Origin of the sequence: Thiospirillum jenense, assembly GCF_014145225.1 — a bacterium.
Lineage (GTDB): Bacteria > Pseudomonadota > Gammaproteobacteria > Chromatiales > Chromatiaceae > Thiospirillum > Thiospirillum jenense.
The window spans coordinates 116,200-139,991 of the sequence record NZ_JABVCQ010000006.1; the positions used below are offsets into that span (position 1 = coordinate 116,200).

Genomic DNA, 23,792 nt, shown 5'->3' on the forward strand with positions numbered 1-23,792 from the left:
AATCATCACACTGTCACCTGCTGTTGCAGTGCATGACTGAACAGCAGGTCATTGCACGGTGTGAATTAACCGGCAATGGTGATGTGATTAAACATTGCGCGCATCCATCATGCGCTCGATGATTGGCTGTAAAATGACTTCCATTGCAAAGCCCATTTTGCCGCCCGGCACCACCATGGTATTGCGCCGCGACATAAATGAATCGCTAATCATGCTTAATAGATACGGAAAATCAATTCGGAGTTGCACGGGATCACGGAAGCGAATGATGACGAAACTTTCGTCGGGCGTGGGAATATCGCGGGCAATGAACGGATTCGACGTATCAACGGTAGCCACGCGCTGGAAGTTAATATCCGTTAATGAAAACTGCGGCGTGATGTGGCGAATATAATCGGGCATCCGCCGCATAATGGTATCTACAATGGCTTCGGCGGAATAACCGCGTTCTAAATTGTCGCGGTGAATCTTTTGAATCCATTCCAAATTGACAATTGGCACCACGCCGACGCCTAAATCAACATGTTGCGCGACATTATGATCTTCAGTAATAACTAAGCCGTGCAAGCCTTCGTAAAATAATAAATCAGTGCCGGAGACAATGTCTTCCCAGGGCGTGAATTGGCCGGGTTGCAAATTGGTGCCGAGCCGCGCATTGTGATGCACTGCTTCATCATGGCTGTGCAAATAATACCGCTTTTTACCGCCGCCAGTGTCGCCATAGGTACTAAATAAATCTTCTAATAAATCAAAACAATTGGCTTCGGGACCAAAATGACTCAGATTGCGATGTTCAGCAACGGACTTTGCCATTTCAGTTTTCATTTCATTGCGATCATAGCGGTGAAAACTATCACCTTCGATCACGGCCGATTGAATGCCGTCACGATAAAAAATATGTTCAAATGCGCGTTTAACGGTCGTGGTGCCTGCACCGGATGATCCTGTGACCGCGACAATCGGATGTTTTTTTGACATGAATATTCAATTCCTAATAAACAGGCGCTCGGGGGCGCGTTAATAAACTGCGATGAATCACCAGTCAGTTGCAATAAAAATGGATTGCAACGCGGCGCACCCATCACAGGATGACCGATCAGGCAGCAGCGGCGATGCCGTTGGCGCGATGATGCTGCACCGCAGCTATTGTAACGGCCGCTTGACCGCTCGCGGTGCAACTTATTTTATCAAATAGACGCGCTACCATTGCGCACCATTGAGGCGGTGGCGGCGTATCTGAATTGCCACTGCAATATGATTTCCCGTTGTTCAATTTCTCCAACTACTCTGACCACTCGCCAAATCCCTCAGATGACCACCTCAAATAATTTGCCCTTCCCCGCCGCGAGCGGGCGCGTGTTTGCCGATCCACCTGCGATGGCACACGCCGCCAGCACCATGATTGCGGAATACGCCGCCATGCGTCTAACCCAGCAGGATTATTTTCGCATCGTGTTAGCCGGCGGCACGACCTTTGCTTTAACTTACCAATTGCTCAGTCGCACCGCCGCCGATTGGTCGCGCTGGCGCTTTTATTTTGGTGACGAACGCTGTGTGCCGCCAGATGATCCGGCGCGCAACAGTCAATTGGCGTGGACGACTTGGCTGCGCCCGGCGGGCATTGACCCGCGCCAAGTGTTTGAAATTCCAGCGGAACTTGGCGCAGTCGCGGGCGCGGCCGCGTACACCCCCGACGTGATTGCCGCCCTGCCGTTTGATTTGGTGCTACTGGGCATGGGCGAGGACGGTCACACCGCGAGTGTATTTCCCGGGCAAATAAGTTTGGCCGATCAATTGGTTATGCCAGTCACGCACGCACCCAAACCGCCCCCGCAGCGCGTGACCTTGACGCCCGCCGCGCTGTGTAACGCCGCTTGGGTGTTGATTTTGGTCACCGGCGACAGCAAACGAGCGGCAGTGGCGGCGTGGCGTGACGGCGCGGCGTTGCCAGTGGCGCAGATCGCGGCGGGTAGTCGCAGCAGCGTGTGGTGTGATGAGGCGGCACTTGGCAATGCAATTTGAACAATTCGCTAATGATGGTCAAGCGCGCTGCGGGCAATTGAAATTTGCGCGGGGAATAATTGAAACGCCCGCCTTTATGCCGGTTGGCACCTATGGAACGGTGAAAGGATTAACGCCGGAAGAATTAACTGATCTGGGTGCGCAAATTGTTTTGGGCAATAGTTTTCATTTAATGAACCGCCCGGGATTGGAGGTGATTAGTGCGCACGGTGATCTGCACAATTTTATGCACTGGCAGCGCCCAATTTTAACTGATTCGGGTGGTTTTCAAGTCTTTAGTTTGGGTGCGTTGCGTAAAATAACCGAGCAAGGCGTTCATTTTCGTTCGCCAATAGATGGGCGGCGGTTATTTATGGGACCGGAAGAATCCATGCACGTCCAGCGCGTATTAGGCGCTGATATTGTGATGATTTTTGATGATTGCACACCCTATCCAGCCACGCGGGCGCAGGTTGAACAGTCAATGGCATTATCATTACGTTGGGCGGCACGGAGTAAAACGGCGCATGGTGATAATCCCGCCGCGTTATTCGGCATTGTGCAGGGCGGAATGGAATTAGATTTGCGTTGTCAATCACTCGCCGGGCTATTAAACATTGGCTTTGATGGCTATGCAATTGGCGGATTATCCGTCGGTGAACCGCTCGCCGACCGCCAGCGCGTATTAGAAAATATCACCCCGCAATTACCGCCGCACCTGCCGCGTTATCTAATGGGCGTCGGCACACCGCAGGATTTATTACACGCGGTGCGCTGTGGAATAGATTTATTTGATTGCGTCATGCCCACGCGCAATGCCCGCAATGGTCATTTATTCACGCGGCACGGGGTGATTCGCATTCGTAACGCCGTTCATAAAAACGACACACGCCCACTTGATCCTGATTGCCAGTGCTACACCTGTCGTCATTATAGCCGCGCCTATTTGCATCATTTAGATCGTTGCCGGGAAATACTTGGCGCACGATTAAACACCATCCACAATTTGTATTATTATCAGTCGCTCATGCGCGAAATGCGCACCGCCATTATGCAGGGTCAGTTAGATCGTTATGTTTTATTGTATTAGATAATGCCCCGCCATTATAACTGGTTAAATCGTTATGTTTTATTGTATTAGGTAAAAACCATAATAACAATCTGCTGGTATAAATGGTTTAAATTGCGCTTTCAGTAACAGCGAGACTGGTACGCCTTCATTAAAAAGATCGCCACCGCCGTTGATATTCATCATTTTATTTATTGAGTTATTGTTATGTTAAACAAAATCGGCAACCTGCCAATTTGGATGCGCTTAATCGGCGCCATGTGGTTAATTCTTATTCCCGCCTGGACGGGTATGATTCTGTGGGCGGCGCAGGCACAACGCGACACGGCAATTGAACAGGCGCAGGCGTTCACTGATACGCTGCATGAAATCACCATGGCCGGCATGACAACGTTAATGATTACCGGTACGGTGCATAAGCGCGCTGAGTTTTTAGATCAAATTGTTAAATTGCGTAATTTGAATGATTTGCGCGTCATGCGCGGTGATAATGTGATTAAACAATACGGGGCGGGGCATGAGAATGAACATCCGCGAGATGAGATTGAACGGCAAGTGATTCTCACTGGCAAACCGTATATGAACATTTCCGAAGATGGCACTACATTACGCGGGGTTGCGCCCGTTTTCAGTTCAAAAGACTATTTGGGTAAAAACTGCATGATGTGTCATAGCTTTGCCCCCGAAGGATCAGTATTAGGCGCCGTTGCAATGGAAATTGATTTGCAAGATGTCAATGCCTCGGTCAGCAAGTTTCGCCTCAGTATTTTTTTCATGGCTTCATTGGTCAGCGTCCCAGTTTTAATTCTGTTATATTTCTTTACTAAATACTTTGTCACGCAACCGCTGGATGAAATGACGCACAGTTTGACGGGCATTGCCGCCGGTGATGGTGATTTAACCCACCGCTTGCCAATTAAAGGTGAAGATGAAATTGGACGCGCCGAGGTGGCGTTTAATAACATGATGGATAATTTCCACGATTTAATTAGTCGCGTATTAAATTCGACCGTGCAACTGGCGCAGGCAGCGAATAATCTTGCGAATATCACCGACCATACCGAGGCAGGTGTGAGTCGCCAACGAATTGAAGTGGATCAATTAGCAACGGCAATGAATCAAATGAGTGCGACAGCGCAGGAAGTGGCACGCGGGGCGCAGCACGGTGCCACAAAAACACAAGAAGCGTTCCTCGCAGCGACGACCGGCACAGATGTGGTAGAGCGCACCATGAGACAGATTGAACAACTCAGCGGTGAGGTGCAAGGTGCCGCGAATGTGATCCGTGAGTTGGGTAATGATAGTCAGCAAATCGGTAAAGTGCTGGATGTCATTCGTGGTGTTGCCGAGCAAACCAATTTGCTGGCGCTTAATGCAGCAATTGAAGCGGCGCGTGCCGGTGAAGCCGGGCGCGGCTTTGCGGTCGTTGCCGATGAAGTCCGCTCGTTGGCTAATCGCACACAAGCCTCGACGCATGAAATCCGAACGATGATTGAGCATTTGCAGCAGGTGAGCCGCCGGGCGGTATTGGCGATGGAGGAAAGTCAAACGCATGCGCGGGCCAGTTTGGAGAGCGCTTCTGAAGCAAATCAGGCGTTGCGCATGATTGGTCAGTCAATAGCGACCATTGGTAGTGTCAATATTGAGTTGGCGAGTTCGGCAGAGGAACAGAGCGTCGTCACTGAGGAAATGAATCGAAATGTCACGAGTATTTCGGATGCTGCTGAAAGTAATGCGCAAGATGCGCGTCAAACCAAAGAATCATCTGTGCAATTGAATGCGTTAGCCGAGCAATTGCAAAATCTGGTAAAACGCTTCCGGCTGTAATCGCGTTAATCCAAAATCAATTGATTGCAGACGGATGTGATCTGCAATCAGTTTGGATTAATGACAATCGTTTTCTAATTAACTCATTTATTTAGAGATGTAAACCGTATGTTCACAGTCACACCAGCTGCTGCTCAACAAATCATTAAAGCCGCGCATGATGGCGGGGCGGAGGGCATGGCGTTGCGATTAGCCGCTCGCCGCAATGATGATGGCGCTATTGATTATCGAATGGGGTTTGATACCGCAACTGATGAAGATATTTGCACACGTTCTGAAGGCATTGAAATTGCCATTGCACCAGAATACATCACGTTATTAGACACGGCCGTCATGGATTTCGTGACGCTTGATGATGGTAATCAACATTTCATTTTTCTTAATCCAAAAGACCCGAGTTATCGGCCGCCGGTGGAGGATTAAACCGATGCGATTTTCACCCGTTGTTTATTCTATGATTGTGATGCTTGGCAGCATTAATGTTTATGATTCAACAGCACTAGCGGGCAATTGTGGGCGCGAAGAATCCACCACCCCGGATTCCGGGCGGTTTAAAGACAATGGCGACGGCACATTAAATGATAAAGATCAAAATGTGATGTGGAAGCAATGTATTGAAGGATTGCGCGGTATTCGTTGCCGTTTGGGAAAAGCGAATTATTTTAATTGGATACAAGCACAACGCAAAGCGGATAATACGGTCTTTGCTGGCTACGATGATTGGCGTATTCCCACTGATAAAGAATTGCGCTCGTTAATTGAGCCAGGATGTGAATTACCCGCCATTAACTTGGCATGGTTTCCGCGCACACCTGCGAGTGCATTTTGGTTTAATTCACCCGAAGCCGACAATTCATTTCGTGCCGGCGCGGTCAGTTTTGCTTATGGTGAAAGCGTCAGTCACGATCAAAAAAACGTGTTGTATTTGCGGTTAGTGCGTAGTTTGCCGCCGTCAAATGAGAATCAACCAACGGCAAATACTCCACCCGCTGCGGTGAATACACCACCGGCTAATCAACCGCCGCCTGCTAATGAAACGCCCGCGCCCGCCGCGCCACCGGTAAATAACACGCCGCCTGCTGTGCCTAATACTCCGCCGGCTAATCAACCGCCAACTGCTAATGAAACACCCGCCCCACCGGTGAATAACACGCCGCCTGCTGCGCCTAATCAACCGCCAACTGCTAATGAAACACCCGCGCCACCGGTGAATAACAACCCAGCGCCACCGGCAAATAACAATCCGCCTGCTGTAGCGAATCCTCCACCGGCTAATCAACCACCCGCCGGTGCGCCTTGATGAATCATCATTGGCAAACGAATTGTCACTCGCGCTCCACGCACGGTATTGTCAGCGGTAATAATCCCGCCGTGTTCTTCAATGATTTTTTTGACAATGGCTAATCCCAATCCCGTGCCTTTCGCTTTAGAGGTAACGTAAGGTTCAAACACCCGTTCTAATAACTCGGGTGTAAAGCCGGGGCCATTATCTTCAATGCGCAATTGCACGGCATGATGATCGCGGCTGGTATCCACTTCAGTGGTTATGCCAATACAGCCCTCGGGTGTTTTATCCAGTGCTTCGCTGGCATTTTTTAATAGATTGTGCAGCACCTGCCGCAGGCGTTTGGCATCACCGCGCAATTGCACTGTCGGCGCCTGTAATGACACCTGCAATTGCACCGGCCCCGCTCGATATAATTCCACAACATCATTAATGAGCGGATCAAATTCAAAGGGTTCATGTGTCATTTCGGGGGTGCGGGCATAATTGGTAAAGTCATTCACCATTGCCTGCATTGCCTCGACCTGTTGCACAATGGTCGTGGTCGCCCGATCAATCAAGTTTGCTTCATCCGGCGGCAGTTTTTTTAATAACTTATAGCGCAGCCGTTCGGCAGATAATTGAATCGGTGTTAATGGATTTTTAATTTCATGCGCTAAACGGCGCGCCACTTCAGCCCAGGCGGCATTGCGTTGGGCGCGAATTAACTCAGTCACATCATCAAATACCACGACAATGCCGTCACTCGTCCCCGGCAAGCGACTGCCGCGGCATAATAAAACCTGCCGCCCTTCATTACTAAACAGCGTCACTTCCGCCCGCCATTCGGCATGATTCACCGATTGCCGCCGCACCAGCGCCGCCCATTCCATTAAATGCGGATAGCTCTGTTCCAGCGCATCTAATGATAAGGGCGTGGCCTGTTCTTCATTCAACCGCAGAATGACTTGCGCGGCCGGATTACTGGTGGTTAATTGCAATTGTTCATCAAATGCAATCACGCCAGATGATAAGCGCCCTAAGACGGTTTGCAAATACGCATGTTGTTCTTCCACCACCTGTTGACTACGCGCTGCCGCGTCCCGCGCTTGTGCCACTTTGCGCGTCATCGCATTAAAAGACGCAATTAAAAACGCCAGTTCATCGGCATGGGCGGGAACGGGTAATTGCTGTTCATAATCACCTGCGGCGACGGCGCGAGTGCCACGCGCAATATCGGCAATGGGCGCAACTAATCGCTGCGCGGTGCGGAAGGCTGCTAATAATGCGGTTAATAATCCGAAGATCAATACTAAAGATAATGTTAATGAAAAACTGAATTTGAGTGATTGGCGTAGATAGGCGAGTTCGCGGTAATGATTATAGGCATCTTCGAGGCGGTTTGCTAATTGACTAATACGCTCGGAAGTGGGAAAGCTGGCGTGCATCATTAAAGCGCGATGCTTGGGATCATTCACCAGAACGCGCACTAATAATTCGCCGTTGTCGGCCGTGTCTAATCCAACATAATCACTGCCGTCGCGCACTCGTTGCATGATTTCATGGTCGGGTTGATTCGGCACTAATTGCACCGGATCATCACTCGCTGTTCCCATGACCTCGCCGCTCGTATTAAACACGGTCAATTCTAATGCACCAGATTGATGCCGCAAATCACCGAGTGTTAAAGTTAAGGCCGTGACCGAGCGATCTTCAATTCCCGAGAGCAGTTGCGCGGTGTATTTCATTAACACTCGTTGATTGATGTCTAACGAGGCTTGATTTAAGGTGAGCGCGTCTTCCATTGCTCGATCAATAGCAACGTCAAACCAGCTATCAATGCCGCGTAATAAAAAGCCGAGGGAATAATAATAGACCACGCCGACGGGGAGTAATGCAATGAGTGAGAATAATCCGAGCATTCGAGCGGTTAAACGCGCTCCAATGGCTTGGCGGCGGTAGCGTTCAATGAGTTTAATAACATTGATGACAACCGCGATGACCAATACCACTAATCCGCCAATGACTAAAAAGAGTAATGGCAGAAATAAACGGCTGAGGGCTTCGGAATTTTGTACCGCATTGCTCATTAAATCCAGCGCAATGAGCAGGACAAATAATAAGATGATGACGCCAACGCTGCCGGCATGACGTTCTGGTTTGAAATCCCGCTTCACGGTGTGAGTGGCCACCTAGTCCATTCGCTGGTTTGTTGCCATGTGGGATGCAAATACGCCATTGGGCGCAAGGGTAATGGCAGGGCTTCGATGTCTAATGAAACGCGCACTTGCACGGTGTAATCACGGCGGGTGTTTAAGCGGTTTTGTGTTAATAACGGCACGTCGGTCAATTCACCCAGCGCGTTAATGGCGGCATCACGACTAATATAACTGCGTTGCGTTTGATCGGCTAAATTGGTTATGAGGTAGGCTTTAGACAGTGGTTTATAGCGGATTTGATAATACAATTGTAAATCGGCGAGGCTTTCTTCCCAAATCCAGGCGTCATTGCGGCGCACCTGGATTTGAATTTGTAATGTCAAAGGAACGCCATTATCTAATGCGTCGAGTGCTTGTGGATTAAAACGGTATTGCACGGTGGCGTTGAGAAAATATTGGTTTTCAATTCGATAGGTGCGGACGCTGTCAATATGAAAATCTTGCGCGGCGTAAATGATGGTCACGCCGCCGAGTAGCGCGATTAAATACGGGAATAAATGAAAAGTCCGCGCCGCTGCAATCATGGTGAACGCTGGCGTTGCAGGCGGGCGTAAAAGAAGCCGTCGCTGCCCGCTGCGGTTGGTAATAAGTAACGTCCGTGCGCAGTTGTCACGCCCCAGTCGGCGCTGATTGGTGCGAGGTCGGCGTCGGCGTGGCGGGTTAAAAATGCGGCGATCTGGTGGTCATTTTCGTCGGGGAGCAGCGAACAGGTGACGTACAGCAGGATGCCGTCGTCGGTTAACAGCGGCCACAGCGCGTCGAGTAACCGCGCTTGTTGAGCGACGACGGCGGTGATGTCGCGGTCGCGCCGCAAACATTTGATGTCGGGATGGCGGCGAATGACGCCGGTGCCGGAGCAGGGCGCGTCGAGCAAAATGCGGTCGTACCGCCGCGTTGCCCAGATTTGATCGCCCGGTTGACTGGCATCAGCGCAGTGCATGTCCGCCGTCAAACCCAGCCGCGCAAATTCCTCGCGTAACGTCACTAGCCGCGCCGGCGCCTGCTCTAATGCGGTCAGGTGCAGTTGATTGGCGGCCAATTCCTGCAAGTGCGCGGCCTTGCCACCGGGTGCGGCGCAGGCGTCCAGTACCAGTTGCCCGGGCTGACAGTCAAGCAACGCCGCGACCTGTTGCGCGCCAGCATCCTGCACCGACACCCGCCCGTCGCTGTAGCCGGGCAGCCGTGACGCGGCCACGGATTCAAGTACCCGCAGTCCCGTCGGTTGATCGGGCAGCGGTTCGGCGTCAATTCCAGCGGCGGTCAACTCCGCCAAGTACGCCGCTCGCGTTTGGCGCAGCGGATTGGTGCGCAAAAATAGCGGGGCGCGGGTGTTACTGGCGGTGACAATCGCTTGCCAATCATCCGGCCACGCAGTTTGCAAACGGTTTAATAGCCACGTTGGAAAACTCCACTGCAACGCGGCGCGGTCATCCGTGCGCGTCACCTGCGCCAGCAGCGCGGTGCTGTCGCGTTGAAACCGCCGCAAACTGCCGTTGACTAACCCCGTCGCCCAGGGTTTGTCCAGCACCCGCGCAGCGGCGACCGTTGCACCGACGGCGGCATGAGCGGGTAGCTGCAACCTGTCCAACTGGTACAGCCCGACCAGTAGCAGCGCGGCTAAATCCTGATCGGTGGCTTTGAGCGGCCGCGCCACCAGTTGCCGCAGGATCACCTCCAGTCGCGGCAAATAGCGCAGGGTGCCGTAAGTCAATTCCTGCACAAATCCCCAGTCGCGGGCGTCCAGCGCGGCGGTGGTGGGCTGCATTTCCAGCAGCGCCGCCGTCAGCGAGTGGCCACCAGTGCGCACCTGCGCGACGATTTGCGCGGCACGCGCCCGAGTCACGGCGCCAAGTTCAGTCAAGGGTCACTCCAGTTAAGTTGCGGGCGTTCAAAAACTCGGCGGCGGTGAGAACGCGCTTGCCGGGCGGTTGCAGCTGCGTGATTAACAAGTGGCCGTCACCGGTGGCAACCGTGATGCCCGCCGCGCTGGTGGCGATGACTTGACCGGGTGACGGTGTAACGGCGTTGGTTGCAGCATCCGCCGCTGGCGCGGGGAGTGGCTGCGCCGCCCAAATCCGCAGCGTGTCACCGCCCAACCGCGTCTGCGCCACCGGCCACGGATTCAATGCGCGAATGTGGCGATCAAGCACCGCCGCCGGTTGCTGCCAGTCAAGCTGCGCCTCGGCTTTGGTGAGTTTTTTGGCGTAAAGCGCCCCCGCCGCCGGCTGCGGTGTCGCCACGCACTGCCCCGCCAACACGGCCGGCAGGTGGCGAATCAACAGATCGGCGGACACGGCCGCGAGCTGGTCGTGCAGACTGCCGGCGGTGGCATCAGGTGGGATTTCTACCACTTGGCGCGCCAACAGCGGCCCGGTGTCCAAGCCCGCGTCCATTTGCATCAGGTCAACGCCGGTTGCGTTATCACCCGCCAAGATGGCGCGTTGAATCGGTGCGGCGCCGCGCCAGCGTGGTAATAATGACGCATGGAGATTAATGCAACCGAGGCGCGGCGCGGTTAATACGGCCGGCGGTAATAATAACCCGTAAGCAATTACGATCATTAAATCGGCGGCGTATTGGTTTAATTGCGCAACGGCGGCGGGGTCTTTGAAATTCAGCGGCTGTTCAATCGGTAATTCAATGGACGCGGCGTATTCTTTAACTGGACTGATTTGCAACTTTTGCCCGCGGCCGGCGGGGCGGTCTGGTTGCGTATACACAGCGGCAATTGAATAGCCGGCGTTGACCAGGGCAATTAAGGTTGGCACGGCGTAAGCGGGGGTGCCGGCGAATAATAAACGGGGCATGGAGATCACAACAATTAACTACCCTACACTCCGCCGCCGCGCCGCTGGTTTATTGGATTCAGCTGTTGCGGGCGAGCGCCGATCTTTTTCCAGTTTTTGCCGAATACGCTGGCGCTTAATTGCCGACAAATAATCAACAAATAACTTGCCGTTCAAATGATCTAATTCGTGTTGAATGCAGACGGCTAATAACCCGTCGGCGCTGAATTCTAATACCTGCCCGGCGGGATTTAAGGCGCGGACTTGAATTGTGGCGGGGCGTTGAACGGTTTCATAAAAGCCCGGTACGGATAAACACCCCTCCTCGCGCTCCTGTTCACCGTCGGCTGACAAGATTTCTGGGTTAATTAACACGAATGAATCATTGTGGTTTTCTGACACATCCATCACCACGATGCGCCAGGGAATACCGACCTGCGTGGCGGCTAAACCCAGCCCTGGTGCTGCGTACATGGTATCCAGTAGATCGTCAACGTGCCGGCGGATGGTGGAATTGACCTGCGTTACCGGCTTGGCGTGGGTGCGCAGGCGGTTGTCCGGGAAGGTGAGAATCGTTAATTTTGCCATGTGGTGCGACTCGCAAGCGGGGGTGAATGCTGGGATTTGCCGACAACAGTTGAGTGTGTCGGGTAATATCGGGATGATACACCAATGTTAAAGTTAGACATTCAATCAGCTATGCAACAGGTCATTTCCACGTCCGCCGCGTCCTTTTTAGCACTCGTCCTTTTGGGCGCGGGCAATTGGACGACAGTCAGCGCAGTTGAGTTGCAACCCGATCATCCCCAGACATATCAAGTCGTTGCGGGCGATACGCTCTGGGACATTGCCGCCAAATTTTTGCGTGATCCCTGGCGATGGCGTGAATTGTGGCGGGATAACCCGGGCATGGGCAATCCCAACCAGTTGTTTCCGGGCGACACTTTGCAACTGGTGTATCGGGATGGCCAACCGCATTTGCAGCGTGGGACGGGCGGGACGCGGACGCTCAAATTATCGCCGCGGGTGCGGGTTGAAGAACTGGAACGCACCATCCCCACCGTGTCGCTGTATGCCATCGCGGCGTTTTTATCACGGCCGGTCGTGGCTGATGCCAAACAGATTGAGCAAGCGCCCTACGTCGTCGGCTTCGAGGACGGGCAAACGATCGGCGGGCCGGGTGATGTGGCACTGGTGCGCGCCATTCGTACCGCCGCGACGGATCGGTTTGAAATTCTGCGCCCGGGGCGGGAATACCGCGATTATGAAACCAATGAACCGCTCGGGTTTGAGGCCGGGTTTGTTGCAACTGCGCAACTGAAACATATTGGCAACCCGGCCACCTTGCTGGTGACACACGCCAACCGTGAGGTGGCGGTCGGTGATCGGGTACGCCCGGCGGTGAAGGATGAGGCGCTACGCGATTTTTTACCACGTCCACCGCCGCCAGCGGTGCGCGGGCATTTGATCGCGGTGCTAAACGGTGTGTCACAAATTGGGCGGTATGACGTGGTGGTGCTGGATCGTGGGCAGCGCGAGGGCGTGGTGCCGGGCACGGTGTTTGCGGTGTATCACGGTGGCGATGTGCGGCGCGATGATGTGCGTGCCAGAACAATGGATTGGAATTGGCGCAGCGAAAGTCCGCTTGACCATGAATACTGGTACGGCAATTGGCGGCTGCACGGCTGGCGGGCGGATGATGAGCCGTCACCCAATACGCCATTTCCGCTGCATGTTGAAGCGCGGCGGTATAATGATAGTTACATTGCGCCCGATACGCGGGTCGGAATTCTATTGGTCTTTCGCACCTTTGAGCGGGTCAGTTTTGCATTAGTCATGGCCGCGACGGATGCCATTCAAATTGGCGCGACGGTGGCGGATCCCGATCATTAAATACCAACACCGTGATTGATTACGCGCACACTTGAATTGAGATGAGTGCGCCACCAAATGACCGATGTTTATGATTCGTCAGCACCCGCTGCTGATACCTGATTTAATTAACCAGTCTGTATTGAGGATTGAATTGCAATGCCAACTTATGATTATCGCTGCAATGCCAACGGTCAAACAATTGAAGTGCAACACCGCATGAGTGAACAATTCACAACCTGGGGTGAATTGTGCGCCCGCGCCAACCTGCCCTGCGGTGACACGCCCGCTGACGCGCCGGTGCATCGCCTCGCCACCGGTGGCAACGTCATCACCAGTCGGTTGGGTAGCGGCAGCGCGCCGGCGCCGATGTGTGGCACGGGCGGCTGCTGCCCCAATGGCATGTGTGGGTTGAATTAACCCAGCGGTGGCAGCATTTAGCAACGGTGATTGTCAAATCGCAACGCCAACCAGTCACATTACTGCTACACTGGAAACGGTTGATCGTCACGATCACCACGCCCTGCTTCATTCACATTCAATAGAACTTAGGATACACCCATGATTAAAAATGTCGGCAAAACTGATCGTAATCTGCGCTTCGCTGTGGCTGGCGCATTAGTTCTCGCGGCAACGTTAGGCGGCCTTGACCAAACCACCTCAATTATCTTATCGGTATTAGGTCTGGTCGCGCTGGGAACAGCATTTGTCGGTTTTTGCCCCGCTTATACCGTATTCAAGATCAATACGAATAAAGACGGCGATGCTTAAACTGACAATTGCGCTGATCATCGCAGGGTAAATTAACCCCAGTTTTGATCAGAACGGCGGGTTGCAATGGAGTCATCACTAATTGCAACCTGTTTTTGTTATTAAATAAAACAGCGATTTTTGCGCAACCATTATTCACTCGACTATTTGCGCATCACAAGCGGCCAACGGCACCACCTCCGCCGTCACTTCCAATTCCGCTTGCATTTTAATCTCTATCTCACCCTTTGATTTATAAAACACGCGCACCACGTTCACGCTCAACGTGCGATTTTGTTTTAACAATGTTGCCACCCGCGCAACGCTTCACTCAAATATTACCAATTAAACTCATTAAAAAACGCGAGGTCTGTAAATGATACAACTGCCACATTTGATTGATAAAACCCGCTCTCCAATCGCCCGCGCTGCGCCGCGTTCATTCCCACGTCCGCCGCAGGTTCAATCCACTCAATTGGCGGGGTTCATTGCCCTCATCTGCGGGAGTTTAATTACCGCGCCGAGTTTTGCCGCTGGAACGCCGCCCGCCAGCGCCACCACCGCACCGCCCGCAGTGGTGCAAACGGCGCCGGCGACCGCGGGGCCGGTCAGTTTTGCCGACATCGCCGCTCGGGTGACGCCCGCCGTGGTTAATGTAACGGTGTTGCAAACACCCGACAAACCAGCGCGGGATTGGTCAAAACTGCTGCCGCGTGAGTTGCCCGACGATTCGCCGCTGCACGAGTTTTTCCGTCATTTTCACGGCCAGTTTGAGCAATTTGGCGACCAATTTGGGCGTGAACCGCGTCAAGAGGGGCAAGGCTCGGGTTTCATCATTGATCCCAAAGGTTACGTTGTCACCAATCATCACGTCATCGCCGATGCCGACCAAATCAGCGTCACCCTGACCGACGGGCGGCGCTTTGACGCCAAATTGGTCGGGCGCGATGTCAAAACCGATTTGGCGTTGCTGAAAATCACCTCACCGACGCCATTGCCGGCGGTCGCGCTCGGCACGTCAACCAGCGCCCGCGTCGGTGATTGGGTATTGGCAATTGGCAATCCATTCGGGTTGGGCGGGTCAGTCAGCGCCGGTATTATTTCGGCTCGCGGGCGCGACATTCAATCCGGTCCCTATGATGATTATTTGCAAATTGATGCGCCGATCAATCGCGGTAATTCGGGCGGTCCATTATTCGACGCGAGCGGTAAAGTCATCGGTGTTAATACCGCGATCTATTCACCCAGCGGCGGCAATATCGGCATTGGGTTTGCCATTCCGGCCGAAACAGTTGCCATGATTGTTAATCAATTGCGTGAAAAAGGCACGGTCGAGCGCGGTTGGTTGGGTATTCAAATCCAGCCAGTGACGGATGAAATTGCGGCTAGTTTAGGGCTAAATAACACCCGCGGTATTTTGGTCACGGGGATTATTCCCGCCGGGCCGGCAGCGAATAGTGACTTGCGCGCCGGTGATGTGATTTTGCAATTAAATGGTCAGGCGTTGGCCGATTACCGTGAATTAACGCGGCGCGTGGCTGAATTACCCGCCGGCAGTACGGCTCAATTGCTGGTTTTGCGCGGTAATCAACAGGTGACGGTGGCGGTGCAGATTGGTCAAATGCCGAGTAATGAAACCGCCGAGCAATTGCCGCAATTATCACCGTCCGCGTCAGATAACCATTCACCCGCGGCTGCGTTTCAATTGGGTTTATATTTGGCTGAATTGACGCCGGCACGGCGCGTTGAATACGGTTTGAATGCAGACGTGACGGGCGTGGTGGTGACGCAAGTGCAGCCGGGCAGTGCGGCGGCGCAAGCGGGTATTCAACCTGGCAGTGTGATTTCAATGGTCGGGCAGCAGGCGGTGGCTAAAACAGCCGATGTGAGTGCGCAATTGCAGCAGGCAATTAAAGATCAACGCCCGGCGGTGTTATTGCGCATTGAACGCGGCGGTGAACAGCGGTTTATTGCGGTGCCATTTGAGAAGGCAGCAGGGCAATAGCCATCGCTGTTAACTGCTCCAGTTAATACAGTCGTCATTCCCGCATCCGCTGGAATGACGATTTATGATGACACGGCCGTTCGTTATTCACCACACCCAATCAATCAATTGATTTGCCGCAATTGATTCGATTCATTCGTTATCATAACCACCCCCACCGTTCCCAGCGCGGCGCTATACTCACAATCGCCTCTTCACTTCATTCGCAGAACGGGAACGATCCAACATGTTCACCCGCCTTTACACACTTTTGACAGCCGCGCTGGTCACGGCGCTGCTGATGGCTTGCGTCTCAACGCCCGACCGCGCCGAGGTTTTGGCCGCGGCCGGGGCGACTGAGGATATGGTCAAAATGGACGATCTGGTGCTGGTAGATTGCCTGCTGCCCGGGCAAGTCCGCCAACTTGGGCAGTACATGACGTATCTGGCGCCGCGGCGCTGGACTAAAACCACGCAGTCAGATTGCGGCATTCGCGGCGGCGAGTTTGTGCTATTTGACCGCTCTGATTACAGCACCGCGTTACAGGTGTTGATGCCCAAAGCGCAGAGCGGCGATGCAATGGCACAAAATTACGTCGGCGAAATTTACGAAAAAGGTCTCGGCTTGCCCAGACCGGATTATGTTCAAGCGGCGGTCTGGTATCGCAAAGCCGCAGACGGCGGGTTGCCAGCGGCGCAGACCAATTTGGGGCTGCTCTACGAACAGGGGTTGGGCGTCCCGCAAGATCGGACGTCGGCGTTGCAGTGGTATCGCAAAGCAACGGGCGTGGATGCCGACGGCTTGGTGCTTGAATCGCAGTTGGAAGCCGAGCGGGTGGCATTTCAGCAGGAAATTACCTTGCGCAATCAGGTGGCGGCGAAATTGACGCGGCAGTTGCAGCGGGCGCGGGCTGATTCGCCGCCTTCAGCGCGGGCGGCACAACCCTCAACGCGGGCGGCGGTGCCTAAATCACCCGCCAAGTCGCGGCGTCCAGCGGCGAAAAAATCCAGTCCAGCGCCAATTCCGGTGTCACCGCCCAGCAAATCCACCGCCCCTAGTCAGTCGGTCGCCAGTCAAGCGGCGGGTAAATCCACCAGTGCGGGGCCGACGGCTAAACCTGGCACTTCGGGTAAGCAAGCCAGCGCCGGGCCGATGGTGGATATGTCAAAGTCAGCGCCGCCGCGCATTGGCAAGGCGACGGTCAAACTCGGTGCGCCGGCATTGGAGCGGGCGGCTGTGTCGTTGCGGCGGGATGCGCAGGCGCAGGTTGAACAGGTCAAGCGGACATTGCACGCCGTGCAGGTGCTGAAAAATGCGGCACCGGTGGCGGGTACTCAGGTCAGTCAGGTGTCGGGCAAAAAGTCGGCGCTGATGGGCAAGTTGGAATTGACTTTGCGGCAACGTTCCGATGCGTTGGTGGATAATCAACAACGCTTGACAATGGTCGTGCGTTAATTCGGCTTTAATGAAAATCGCTTGCTCCCCTGTTTGCGGAGGGGAGCATTAAATCAATCCGCTTGTGAATCTGAATAATTAAAAAACCGCCCCAATTTAATTGATTGAGGGCGGTTTTTTTCTGAGAGTCCGCTGGCGGCTTAATTGCCGTGTTGAAATTAAATGATCTTGGATTGACTGTAGCATCATAGTCTGTCTCATTAAATGCGCCGCTTGAATTTAACAGATCAATCCTGCAAAGTGGCGCCATTAAACTAGATAGAATTCTCACTCGCCCTAACCCGCTCCCGCTGGGCGATGGAATTAAGATTTAAATCACCATGAACCCCCAACAAGCGCGTATTTATATTGCTAATCTATTTTCCTGCGCTTTTAACCGCGGCAAGTTTTTGGAATTCACGCGCAATTTACTCAACGACAATTTTGATGAAAACAAGGCGACGGTTTGGCCGAAAAAATATATTAAAGATGCGTTTAAGCCGTTTGTCAATCATTATGAACGGCTCGGCACTTACACCGCGCCAGATGATGAAAAACTGGATGTCTTAGTTGTTCATTTGACGAATGATGCGCAATTAGAACGGGCGCGAACGGCGCTGCGCAATTTTATTGCCGATCATCTTAAACAGCGTAATGAAAAGGACGCGGCGCTGGTCGCTTTCGTGTCACCGAGTGAACAGCAATGGCGGTTTTCATACGTCAAAATGGAATACAGCGCAATTGAAACGGCGGCGGGGACGGTTGGTATTAAAACGCAATTAACCCCAGCGCGACGCAGTTCTTATTTGGTCGGGGCAAATGAAAGTTGTCACACCGCGCAGTCGCGGTTTATTGGGTTATTACAGGAAGTGCGGCGGACGCCGACCTTAACTGAGATTGAAGAAGCGTTTAGTGTTGAGGCGGTTACTAAAGAGTTTTTCAAACAATATGTCCAGTTGTTTAATCAGTGCGAGGCGGCGCTGGCGGAATTGATCTCGAATGATGCGGCGCTGGCGGCCGAATTCACGCGGGCGCAAATCAATCCGGTGGAGTTTATTAAAAAGTTATTAGGGCAGTTGGTGTTTTTGTATTTTTTGCAAAAGAAAGGTTGGTTGGGCGTGGCAAAAGATGGCAATTGGGGCAGTGGTGCGCGGGATTTTTTGCGGCAATTAACTAATGGTGCGCATGGTCAATACACCAATTTATTTAATGACGTATTAGAGCCGCTATTGTATGACACGCTCGCCACTGATCGCGGTCATGCGGTCTGGTGTGCGCAATTCAATTGTCGGCTGCCGTTTTTGAATGGCGGGTTATTTGAACCGCTGGGGAATTACCATTGGCGCGAGGTGGACGTTTTATTACCAAATGAATTATTCACCAATAATGAACGCACGGCGGCGGGCGATGTTGGCACGGGTATTTTTGATGTCTTTGATCGCTACAATTTTACGGTGAATGAGGCGGAGCCATTAGAAAAAGACGTGGCGATTGATCCCGAAATGTTGGGCAAGGTGTTTGAAAATCTGATTGAAGATAATCGCCGCAAGGGGTTGGGTGCGTATTATACGCCGCGTGAAATTGTGCATTACATGTGTCAAGAAAGTTTAATTAACTATTTGGAGACGCAATTAAACACGCCTGAATTGACGGCGGTGCCGCGAGCGGATTTGGAAACGCTGGTGCGGGCGGGTGAGCAATTGGTGAATTATGAATCTGTCAAAACACATTACGCCGGGCGGGAAATGCCGGCGGCGATTCAACGTCATGCCAAGTTAATTGATGTGGCGTTGGCGGCAATGACCGTGTGTGATCCAGCGGTCGGGTCAGGTGCATTTCCGGTGGGAATGATGACGGAAATAGTGCGGGTGCGGTTGGCATTAACGCCGTATTTTAATACCGCGCTGCCGCGCTCGGCGTATTTATTCAAACGCCATGCAATTCAACACTGTTTATACGGGGTTGATATTGATCCAGGCGCAGTAGAGATTGCAAAATTGCGGCTGTGGTTGTCATTGGTGGTGGATGAAGTAAACGTCCAGCAGATTAAACCGTTGCCGAATTTGGATTATAAAATTGTGGTGGGCAATTCGCTGTTGGGGGTGAGTAAAGATTTATTTAACGAGGCGTTGTTTCGGCAATTGGAAACATTAAAACCGCGCTATTTTGATGAATCAGATCGTGATCAAAAGGCGCAGTATCGGCGGGAGATTGAGGCGATTATTCAGCAATTGACGAATGGCAAGGCGACGTTTGATTTTGAGATTTATTTTTCGGAGGTGTTTCATTACAAAAAAGGGTTTGATGTTTTAATCGCCAATCCGCCGTATGTGCGGCAGGAGAAAATTAAAACACTCAAACCGGCACTGAAAACAGCGGGTTATGAATGTTTTAATGGCACGGCAGATTTATTAGTGTATTTTTATGAGCGGGCAGTTAAATTATTGCGGGCGGGCGGTTCAATTGCGTTTATTACTTCTAATAAATACTACCGCGCCGGTTATGGTAAAGCGTTGCGTAGTTTTCTGCCGCGTGAATTGACGTTGCATCAATTGATTGACTTTGGCGATGCGCCGGTTTTTGAGGCAATTGCTTATGCGTCTATTTTGACTGGAACGCGCTCGCCACCAGCGCCAGAGTCCGCACTATTAGGTTACACCTGGAATCAAGATTTGCAATTAGAACGAATCACGCAAACTATTAGTGAACGCGGTCAACAGATTGCGCAACATGAATTGAAACCAGATGGTTGGCAATTAGAGTCACCGGTTGTATTCCGATTGTTAGAAAAACTGCGTAAAGCCGGGCAACCGCTCGGAGAATATGTTGGCGGCCGTCTTTATTATGGTATCAAGACCGGATTTAACGAAGCGTTTGTTATTGATCGCGCCACTCGTGACCGTCTTATTCAAGAACATGAATCATCTGCCGAAATGATTAAACCGTTTTTGCGCGGGCGCGACGTGAAAAAATGGCGAACTGAGCCGCAGAATTTATGGCTCATTTTCACCCGTCGCGGTATTGATATTAAAAAATATCCTGCTATTCAAAAACATCTCATACAATTTAAGCATGGTTTAGAAAAACGGGCAGGAAATCAAGCATGGTATGAGTTACAAGCGTCTCCGGGCGATATGATTAGATTTGAGCAACCCAAAATTGTGATTCCGGCCATTGCAAATAATGCTGCATATGCAATCGATTGTGAGAAGCATTTTTCTAATGATAAAACTTCTATTTGTATCACTAACGAACCAAATTATTTACTTGGATTGTTGAACTCAAAAGTTCTTTGGTGGTTTATTTGTCGAGTTGCAGCAAGCAAACAAGGTGGTTTTTACGAATTAAAACCAATGTACATATCATCCTTACCTATTCCCGCCGCATCACCTGAACGACAACAACCAATTGAATTATTCGTTGACCAAATCCTCGCCGCCAAAGCAAATAATCCTAAAGCGGACACCAGCGCATTAGAACGGGAAATAGATCAATTGGTGTATGCACTGTACGAATTGACACCCGATGAAATTGCCATTGTGGAAGGCGCGGGGAAATCATAATGCACACCATTAACAGAATAAAACTGCTGAATTGGAATCCGCTTAAATCAAGCGGGTTTCACGCTGGCACATGGGACAATTAGAGTGTCTGTTAATTCAAATGAAACGCGCCAAAATCACACGATTTTTCCCCGCCGCTTTAGCCGCGTACATCGCCACATCGGCTAAATGAATCAATTGATCTAATTCCGTTGCGTGATCGGGAAACAGCGCGACGCCGACGCTGGCGCTGACACCGTAGCCTTGCCAGCGCATGATGGCGATGCGATCACGGATGCGCTCGGCCACCGTGACGGCGGCGCCGGCGTCGGGTGCGTCATTGAGTAACAGCGCGAATTCGTCGCCGCCGTACCGTCCAGCGCAATCTTCCGGGCGGCAATTTTCCACCAAACACATGGCGACATCGCGCAGCACCTGATCGCCCATTTGGTGACCAAAGGCGTCGTTAATCCCCTTAAACCCGTCCAAATCGAGATTAATCAGCGCGAAACGGTGGCTGTGGCGCTGGGCGGTGGCATGGATGCGCGCCAACTGTTCAGTAAACCCGGCGCGATTGGTCAGCCCAGTTAGGGAGTCAATGTGCGCCAGTTGGGCGAGCGCCAGCGCCTCCTCTAAACGTTCCTGCTGGTCGCGCAGAATGGTATAGGCTTGCGTCATGTCGGTGACATCTAGCACGGTGCCGGCCATGCGCAGCGGTTGCCCGTGCGCGTCGCATTGCAACTCGCCACCGCCGGACAGGTAACGGATTTCACCGTCGGCGCGCAGGATGCGATACACAAAGTTATCCGGTGACAGGCCAGCCCAGCAGTCTTCAATCCACGCCTGCATGACTGGGCGGTCATTCAAGTGCAGCAGTTGCAAAAAATTCTCGGCCGTCGGCGTGAAACTCGCTGGTGACAACTGCCACATTCGGTACACCTCATCTGACCAGATGATCCGCCCATCCAATTCGTGTACCCAACTGCCGATGTGGGCGATGCGCTGCGATTCGGCTAACCAATGTTCACGTTCGCGCAACGCTTCCTCCATCTCACGGCGCGGCGTGATGTCCATGACGACACCACGCATCCGCGTCGCCTGACCAGCGGCATCAAAGGTGAATTCACCGTAACCGGCGATCCAGTGGACGCTGCCATCCGGCCAAACCACGCGGAATTCTTGGGCTAAATGGCTACGGTCAGTCATGCTGCGGTTGTGGTTGGCGTTGACCCGCGCCAAATCGTCGGGATGGACGCGACTGGAAAATGCCGCGTAACTGCCGTCAAATTCGCCCACTGCAAACCCCCACAGGCGCTCGTGTTGCGCTGACCAAACAATGTGATCGGTGGCGATGTCCCAGTCAAAAATGCCCAGTTGGGCGGCATCGAGCGCTAAACGTAGCCGTTCTTCGCTGATTTCTAACGCCACCTCGGCCGCTCGCTGGGCAGTGACATTTTCAGTGAAAATGGCGATCCCCGCGATCTGCCCGTCCCCATCGCGCCACGGGCACAACTTCCAACGTGACCACTGCACCGTGCCATTCGCCCGTTCAAATGGCTCGGCATCGGCGCGTAATTCTTCACCCGCCAAGCCGCGCTGATGTGCCACCCGCCAGCGGTCGGGGATTTCGGGAAAAATGGCGTAGTGCGACTGGCCGGTCAGGTCGCAGTCACTCAAGCCGTAATCTTGGCACCAGCGGCGACTGGCGACGACATAGCGCATGTCTCGATCAAACAGCGCCAGCGCAATCGGCGCGTGAGTGATAAACAGTTGCAACCGCTCCTCGCGTTCAAACAATTGCGCCGTTGTTCGCCGATCATGGCGCAGCAGGAAAAACAGCGCGGCATTGAGGGTTAAACCGATCAACAGCAACGCGGGCGGCCACCAACTGCGCGGATACGCCCCCATTGCTGGCGCAGCGGCGAGGGTCAACTGGCGCCCGGCAATCGTCAGCGGTATCTCATGGCGAAACGCCGCCGTCAGGCACCGGTGCAGCGTGTGGCGTGTCACTGACTGCGGGTGCGCTGAATGCACATGCAGCACACCCGCGTCGCCGGCGGCACTCGGATCGCGTAACACCAAATCAATCGGTTGCGGCGGCAGTGCTTTTAACACCTCCTCCACCAATTCGCCCAAGCGCAATGCCCCGACCGCCAACCCGCGCAGCGTGTGGCGCGTCCGCTCATCGCCCGCGTGAAACACCGGCACCAGCACCAGCAAACTGCGCTGGTCAGCCGTTTCCTGTACCAATTCCAGCGGTGCCGTCGCGGCCGGTTGACCCGTGTTAATCGCCTGTTCAAGCGCGGCGCGGCGGTGCGTTTCTGACCCCAAATCAAAACCGAGGGCGGGCGCATTTTTCGCCAGCGGCACAATGCGCGTGATCGGGAATAAATCAGATTGCGGCGCGGCAGTGGCGAATTGATGCACGGCAAAATCGGTGACACCGTCCACCCGCTGCTGCGCCTCAAATGTGCCGCGCTCGGCGGCCGTGATGCGCATCGCCCATGACAGCGCTCGAATAATCGGATGACGTTCAATAAACGGGCGGGCAAAGCGTTCAAATTCGCCCGCCGTGACGGATTCGGAGGCATCGTAAAACTGGGCAACGGCTTGCACATCGGCAACTAACCGATTCAATTGCTGCTGGATTTCAATACCGCGAATGTCCGCATCTGCATAAAAAGCATCGGTGCGCTGTTCATTATCCCAAATATGTGCTAATAAAACACCACTCACCGTCACTAATAATCCCAGCACCAAGACGGTTATATCCAATCGGCAATAGGATTCATACAAGCGGTTACGCATCCAAATTGCTGGTTTAATCATCGCAACCTCTGGATCAAGGGTTTAATAAACAGCGGGTGGTTTGTTATTGCGCAACTGCTGAATTTCTAATTCAGTCAATCGCGTATGCTGCGCCAACACGCGATCATCTTGAATGATGTCAAGCAAACTGCGGGCAATGCGGAGAGATGCGGATTTGGCACCTTCTTCACGCCCTTCTTGTTTCCCTTCTGTGAAAACCTCTTGATAAAACCGT

Annotated in this window: 20 protein-coding genes and 1 pseudogene; 11 read left to right on the forward strand and 10 right to left on the reverse strand. The window is 52.9% G+C overall.

Annotated features, from left to right (window positions below; translation table 11 throughout):
• Nucleotides 1-87: 87 nt before the first annotated feature.
• Nucleotides 88-978, reverse strand: coding sequence for a phosphoribulokinase (locus tag HUK38_RS04045; protein WP_182582720.1), 891 nt, complete (start codon nt 976-978; stop codon nt 88-90).
• 333 nt (nt 979-1,311) lie between these two features.
• Here HUK38_RS04045 and pgl point away from each other — a divergent pair, with 333 nt between their 5' ends.
• The 5 genes from pgl to HUK38_RS04070 all read left to right on the forward strand — a co-directional run bounded on the left by pgl (nt 1,312) and on the right by HUK38_RS04070 (nt 6,197).
• A complete protein-coding gene (gene pgl, locus HUK38_RS04050) occupies nt 1,312-2,022 on the forward strand; it encodes a 6-phosphogluconolactonase (RefSeq protein WP_182582722.1) in 711 nt (236 codons plus the stop codon).
• The gene (tgt, locus tag HUK38_RS04055) at nt 2,012-3,091 is read left to right on the forward strand and encodes a tRNA guanosine(34) transglycosylase Tgt (RefSeq protein WP_182582724.1); all 1,080 of its coding nucleotides are present in this window, start codon (nt 2,012-2,014) and stop codon (nt 3,089-3,091) included. Before pgl ends, tgt begins: the two co-directional genes overlap by 11 nt.
• Before the next feature lie 186 nt (nt 3,092-3,277).
• Complete coding sequence (locus HUK38_RS04060; RefSeq protein ID WP_182582725.1) at nt 3,278-4,897, forward strand: methyl-accepting chemotaxis protein; 1,620 nt, start codon at nt 3,278-3,280, stop codon at nt 4,895-4,897.
• Nucleotides 4,898-5,005: 108 nt separating this feature from the next.
• Nucleotides 5,006-5,320: an iron-sulfur cluster assembly accessory protein gene (locus HUK38_RS04065; protein ID WP_182582727.1), complete on the forward strand. Its 315-nt coding sequence runs from the start codon at nt 5,006-5,008 to the stop codon at nt 5,318-5,320.
• 4 nt (nt 5,321-5,324) lie between these two features.
• Nucleotides 5,325-6,197, forward strand: a complete 873-nt coding sequence (locus tag HUK38_RS04070; RefSeq protein WP_182582729.1) for an Lcl C-terminal domain-containing protein — start codon at nt 5,325-5,327, stop codon at nt 6,195-6,197.
• On the opposite strand, the gene HUK38_RS04075 is transcribed toward HUK38_RS04070, so the two are convergent.
• The 5 genes from HUK38_RS04075 to def are packed head-to-tail and all read right to left on the reverse strand — an operon-like array spanning nt 6,173 to nt 11,754.
• Nucleotides 6,173-8,353, reverse strand: coding sequence for a sensor histidine kinase (locus tag HUK38_RS04075; protein ID WP_338065355.1), 2,181 nt, complete (start codon nt 8,351-8,353; stop codon nt 6,173-6,175). The genes HUK38_RS04070 and HUK38_RS04075 overlap by 25 nt on opposite strands.
• A complete protein-coding gene (locus HUK38_RS04080; RefSeq protein ID WP_182582731.1) occupies nt 8,335-8,904 on the reverse strand; it encodes a DUF4390 domain-containing protein in 570 nt (189 codons plus the stop codon). Before HUK38_RS04080 ends, HUK38_RS04075 begins: the two co-directional genes overlap by 19 nt.
• Entirely contained in the window at nt 8,901-10,241 is a 1,341-nt protein-coding gene (gene rsmB, locus HUK38_RS04085; protein ID WP_182582733.1) for a 16S rRNA (cytosine(967)-C(5))-methyltransferase RsmB, read from the reverse strand. Before rsmB ends, HUK38_RS04080 begins: the two co-directional genes overlap by 4 nt.
• Complete coding sequence (gene fmt, locus HUK38_RS04090) at nt 10,234-11,187, reverse strand: methionyl-tRNA formyltransferase (protein WP_182582734.1); 954 nt, start codon at nt 11,185-11,187, stop codon at nt 10,234-10,236. Before fmt ends, rsmB begins: the two co-directional genes overlap by 8 nt.
• Nucleotides 11,188-11,205: 18 nt before the next feature.
• Nucleotides 11,206-11,754: a peptide deformylase gene (gene def, locus HUK38_RS04095; RefSeq protein ID WP_182582736.1), complete on the reverse strand. Its 549-nt coding sequence runs from the start codon at nt 11,752-11,754 to the stop codon at nt 11,206-11,208.
• Nucleotides 11,755-11,838: 84 nt separating this feature from the next.
• On the opposite strand from def, the gene HUK38_RS04100 reads away from it, so the two are divergent.
• The 3 genes from HUK38_RS04100 (at nt 11,839) to HUK38_RS04110 (ending at nt 13,809) form a co-directional block, all read left to right on the forward strand.
• The gene (locus HUK38_RS04100; RefSeq protein WP_238787443.1) at nt 11,839-13,059 is read left to right on the forward strand and encodes a LysM peptidoglycan-binding domain-containing protein; all 1,221 of its coding nucleotides are present in this window, start codon (nt 11,839-11,841) and stop codon (nt 13,057-13,059) included.
• Between the two features lie 138 nt (nt 13,060-13,197).
• A complete protein-coding gene (locus tag HUK38_RS04105; protein ID WP_182582738.1) occupies nt 13,198-13,458 on the forward strand; it encodes an FmdB family zinc ribbon protein in 261 nt (86 codons plus the stop codon).
• 141 nt (nt 13,459-13,599) lie between these two features.
• Nucleotides 13,600-13,809: a YgaP family membrane protein gene (locus tag HUK38_RS04110; protein ID WP_182582740.1), complete on the forward strand. Its 210-nt coding sequence runs from the start codon at nt 13,600-13,602 to the stop codon at nt 13,807-13,809.
• Nucleotides 13,810-13,944: 135 nt separating this feature from the next.
• Here HUK38_RS04110 and HUK38_RS04115 read toward each other — a convergent pair whose 3' ends face one another.
• Nucleotides 13,945-14,103, reverse strand: a complete 159-nt coding sequence (locus HUK38_RS04115) for a hypothetical protein (protein WP_182582742.1) — start codon at nt 14,101-14,103, stop codon at nt 13,945-13,947.
• Nucleotides 14,104-14,164: 61 nt separating this feature from the next.
• Here HUK38_RS04115 and HUK38_RS04120 point away from each other — a divergent pair, with 61 nt between their 5' ends.
• Nucleotides 14,165-15,793: a Do family serine endopeptidase gene (locus tag HUK38_RS04120; RefSeq protein ID WP_182582744.1), complete on the forward strand. Its 1,629-nt coding sequence runs from the start codon at nt 14,165-14,167 to the stop codon at nt 15,791-15,793.
• A 226-nt stretch (nt 15,794-16,019) separates the two neighbouring features.
• Nucleotides 16,020-17,228, forward strand: coding sequence for a tetratricopeptide repeat protein (locus HUK38_RS04125; RefSeq protein WP_182582746.1), 1,209 nt, complete (start codon nt 16,020-16,022; stop codon nt 17,226-17,228).
• A gap of 7 nt (nt 17,229-17,235) precedes the next feature.
• Here the strand turns inward: HUK38_RS04125 and HUK38_RS04130 are convergent, their stop codons facing one another.
• Complete coding sequence (locus HUK38_RS04130) at nt 17,236-17,499, reverse strand: hypothetical protein (RefSeq protein WP_182582748.1); 264 nt, start codon at nt 17,497-17,499, stop codon at nt 17,236-17,238.
• Nucleotides 17,500-17,548: 49 nt separating this feature from the next.
• On the opposite strand from HUK38_RS04130, the gene HUK38_RS04135 reads away from it, so the two are divergent.
• A complete protein-coding gene (locus HUK38_RS04135) occupies nt 17,549-20,770 on the forward strand; it encodes an Eco57I restriction-modification methylase domain-containing protein (RefSeq protein WP_182582750.1) in 3,222 nt (1,073 codons plus the stop codon).
• A gap of 96 nt (nt 20,771-20,866) precedes the next feature.
• Here the strand turns inward: HUK38_RS04135 and HUK38_RS04140 are convergent, their stop codons facing one another.
• Both HUK38_RS04140 and HUK38_RS04145 read right to left on the reverse strand, forming a co-directional pair.
• Complete coding sequence (locus HUK38_RS04140; RefSeq protein WP_182582752.1) at nt 20,867-23,578, reverse strand: diguanylate cyclase; 2,712 nt, start codon at nt 23,576-23,578, stop codon at nt 20,867-20,869.
• A gap of 21 nt (nt 23,579-23,599) precedes the next feature.
• A pseudogene (locus HUK38_RS04145) lies at nt 23,600-23,792 on the reverse strand (hypothetical protein); the annotation flags it as partial.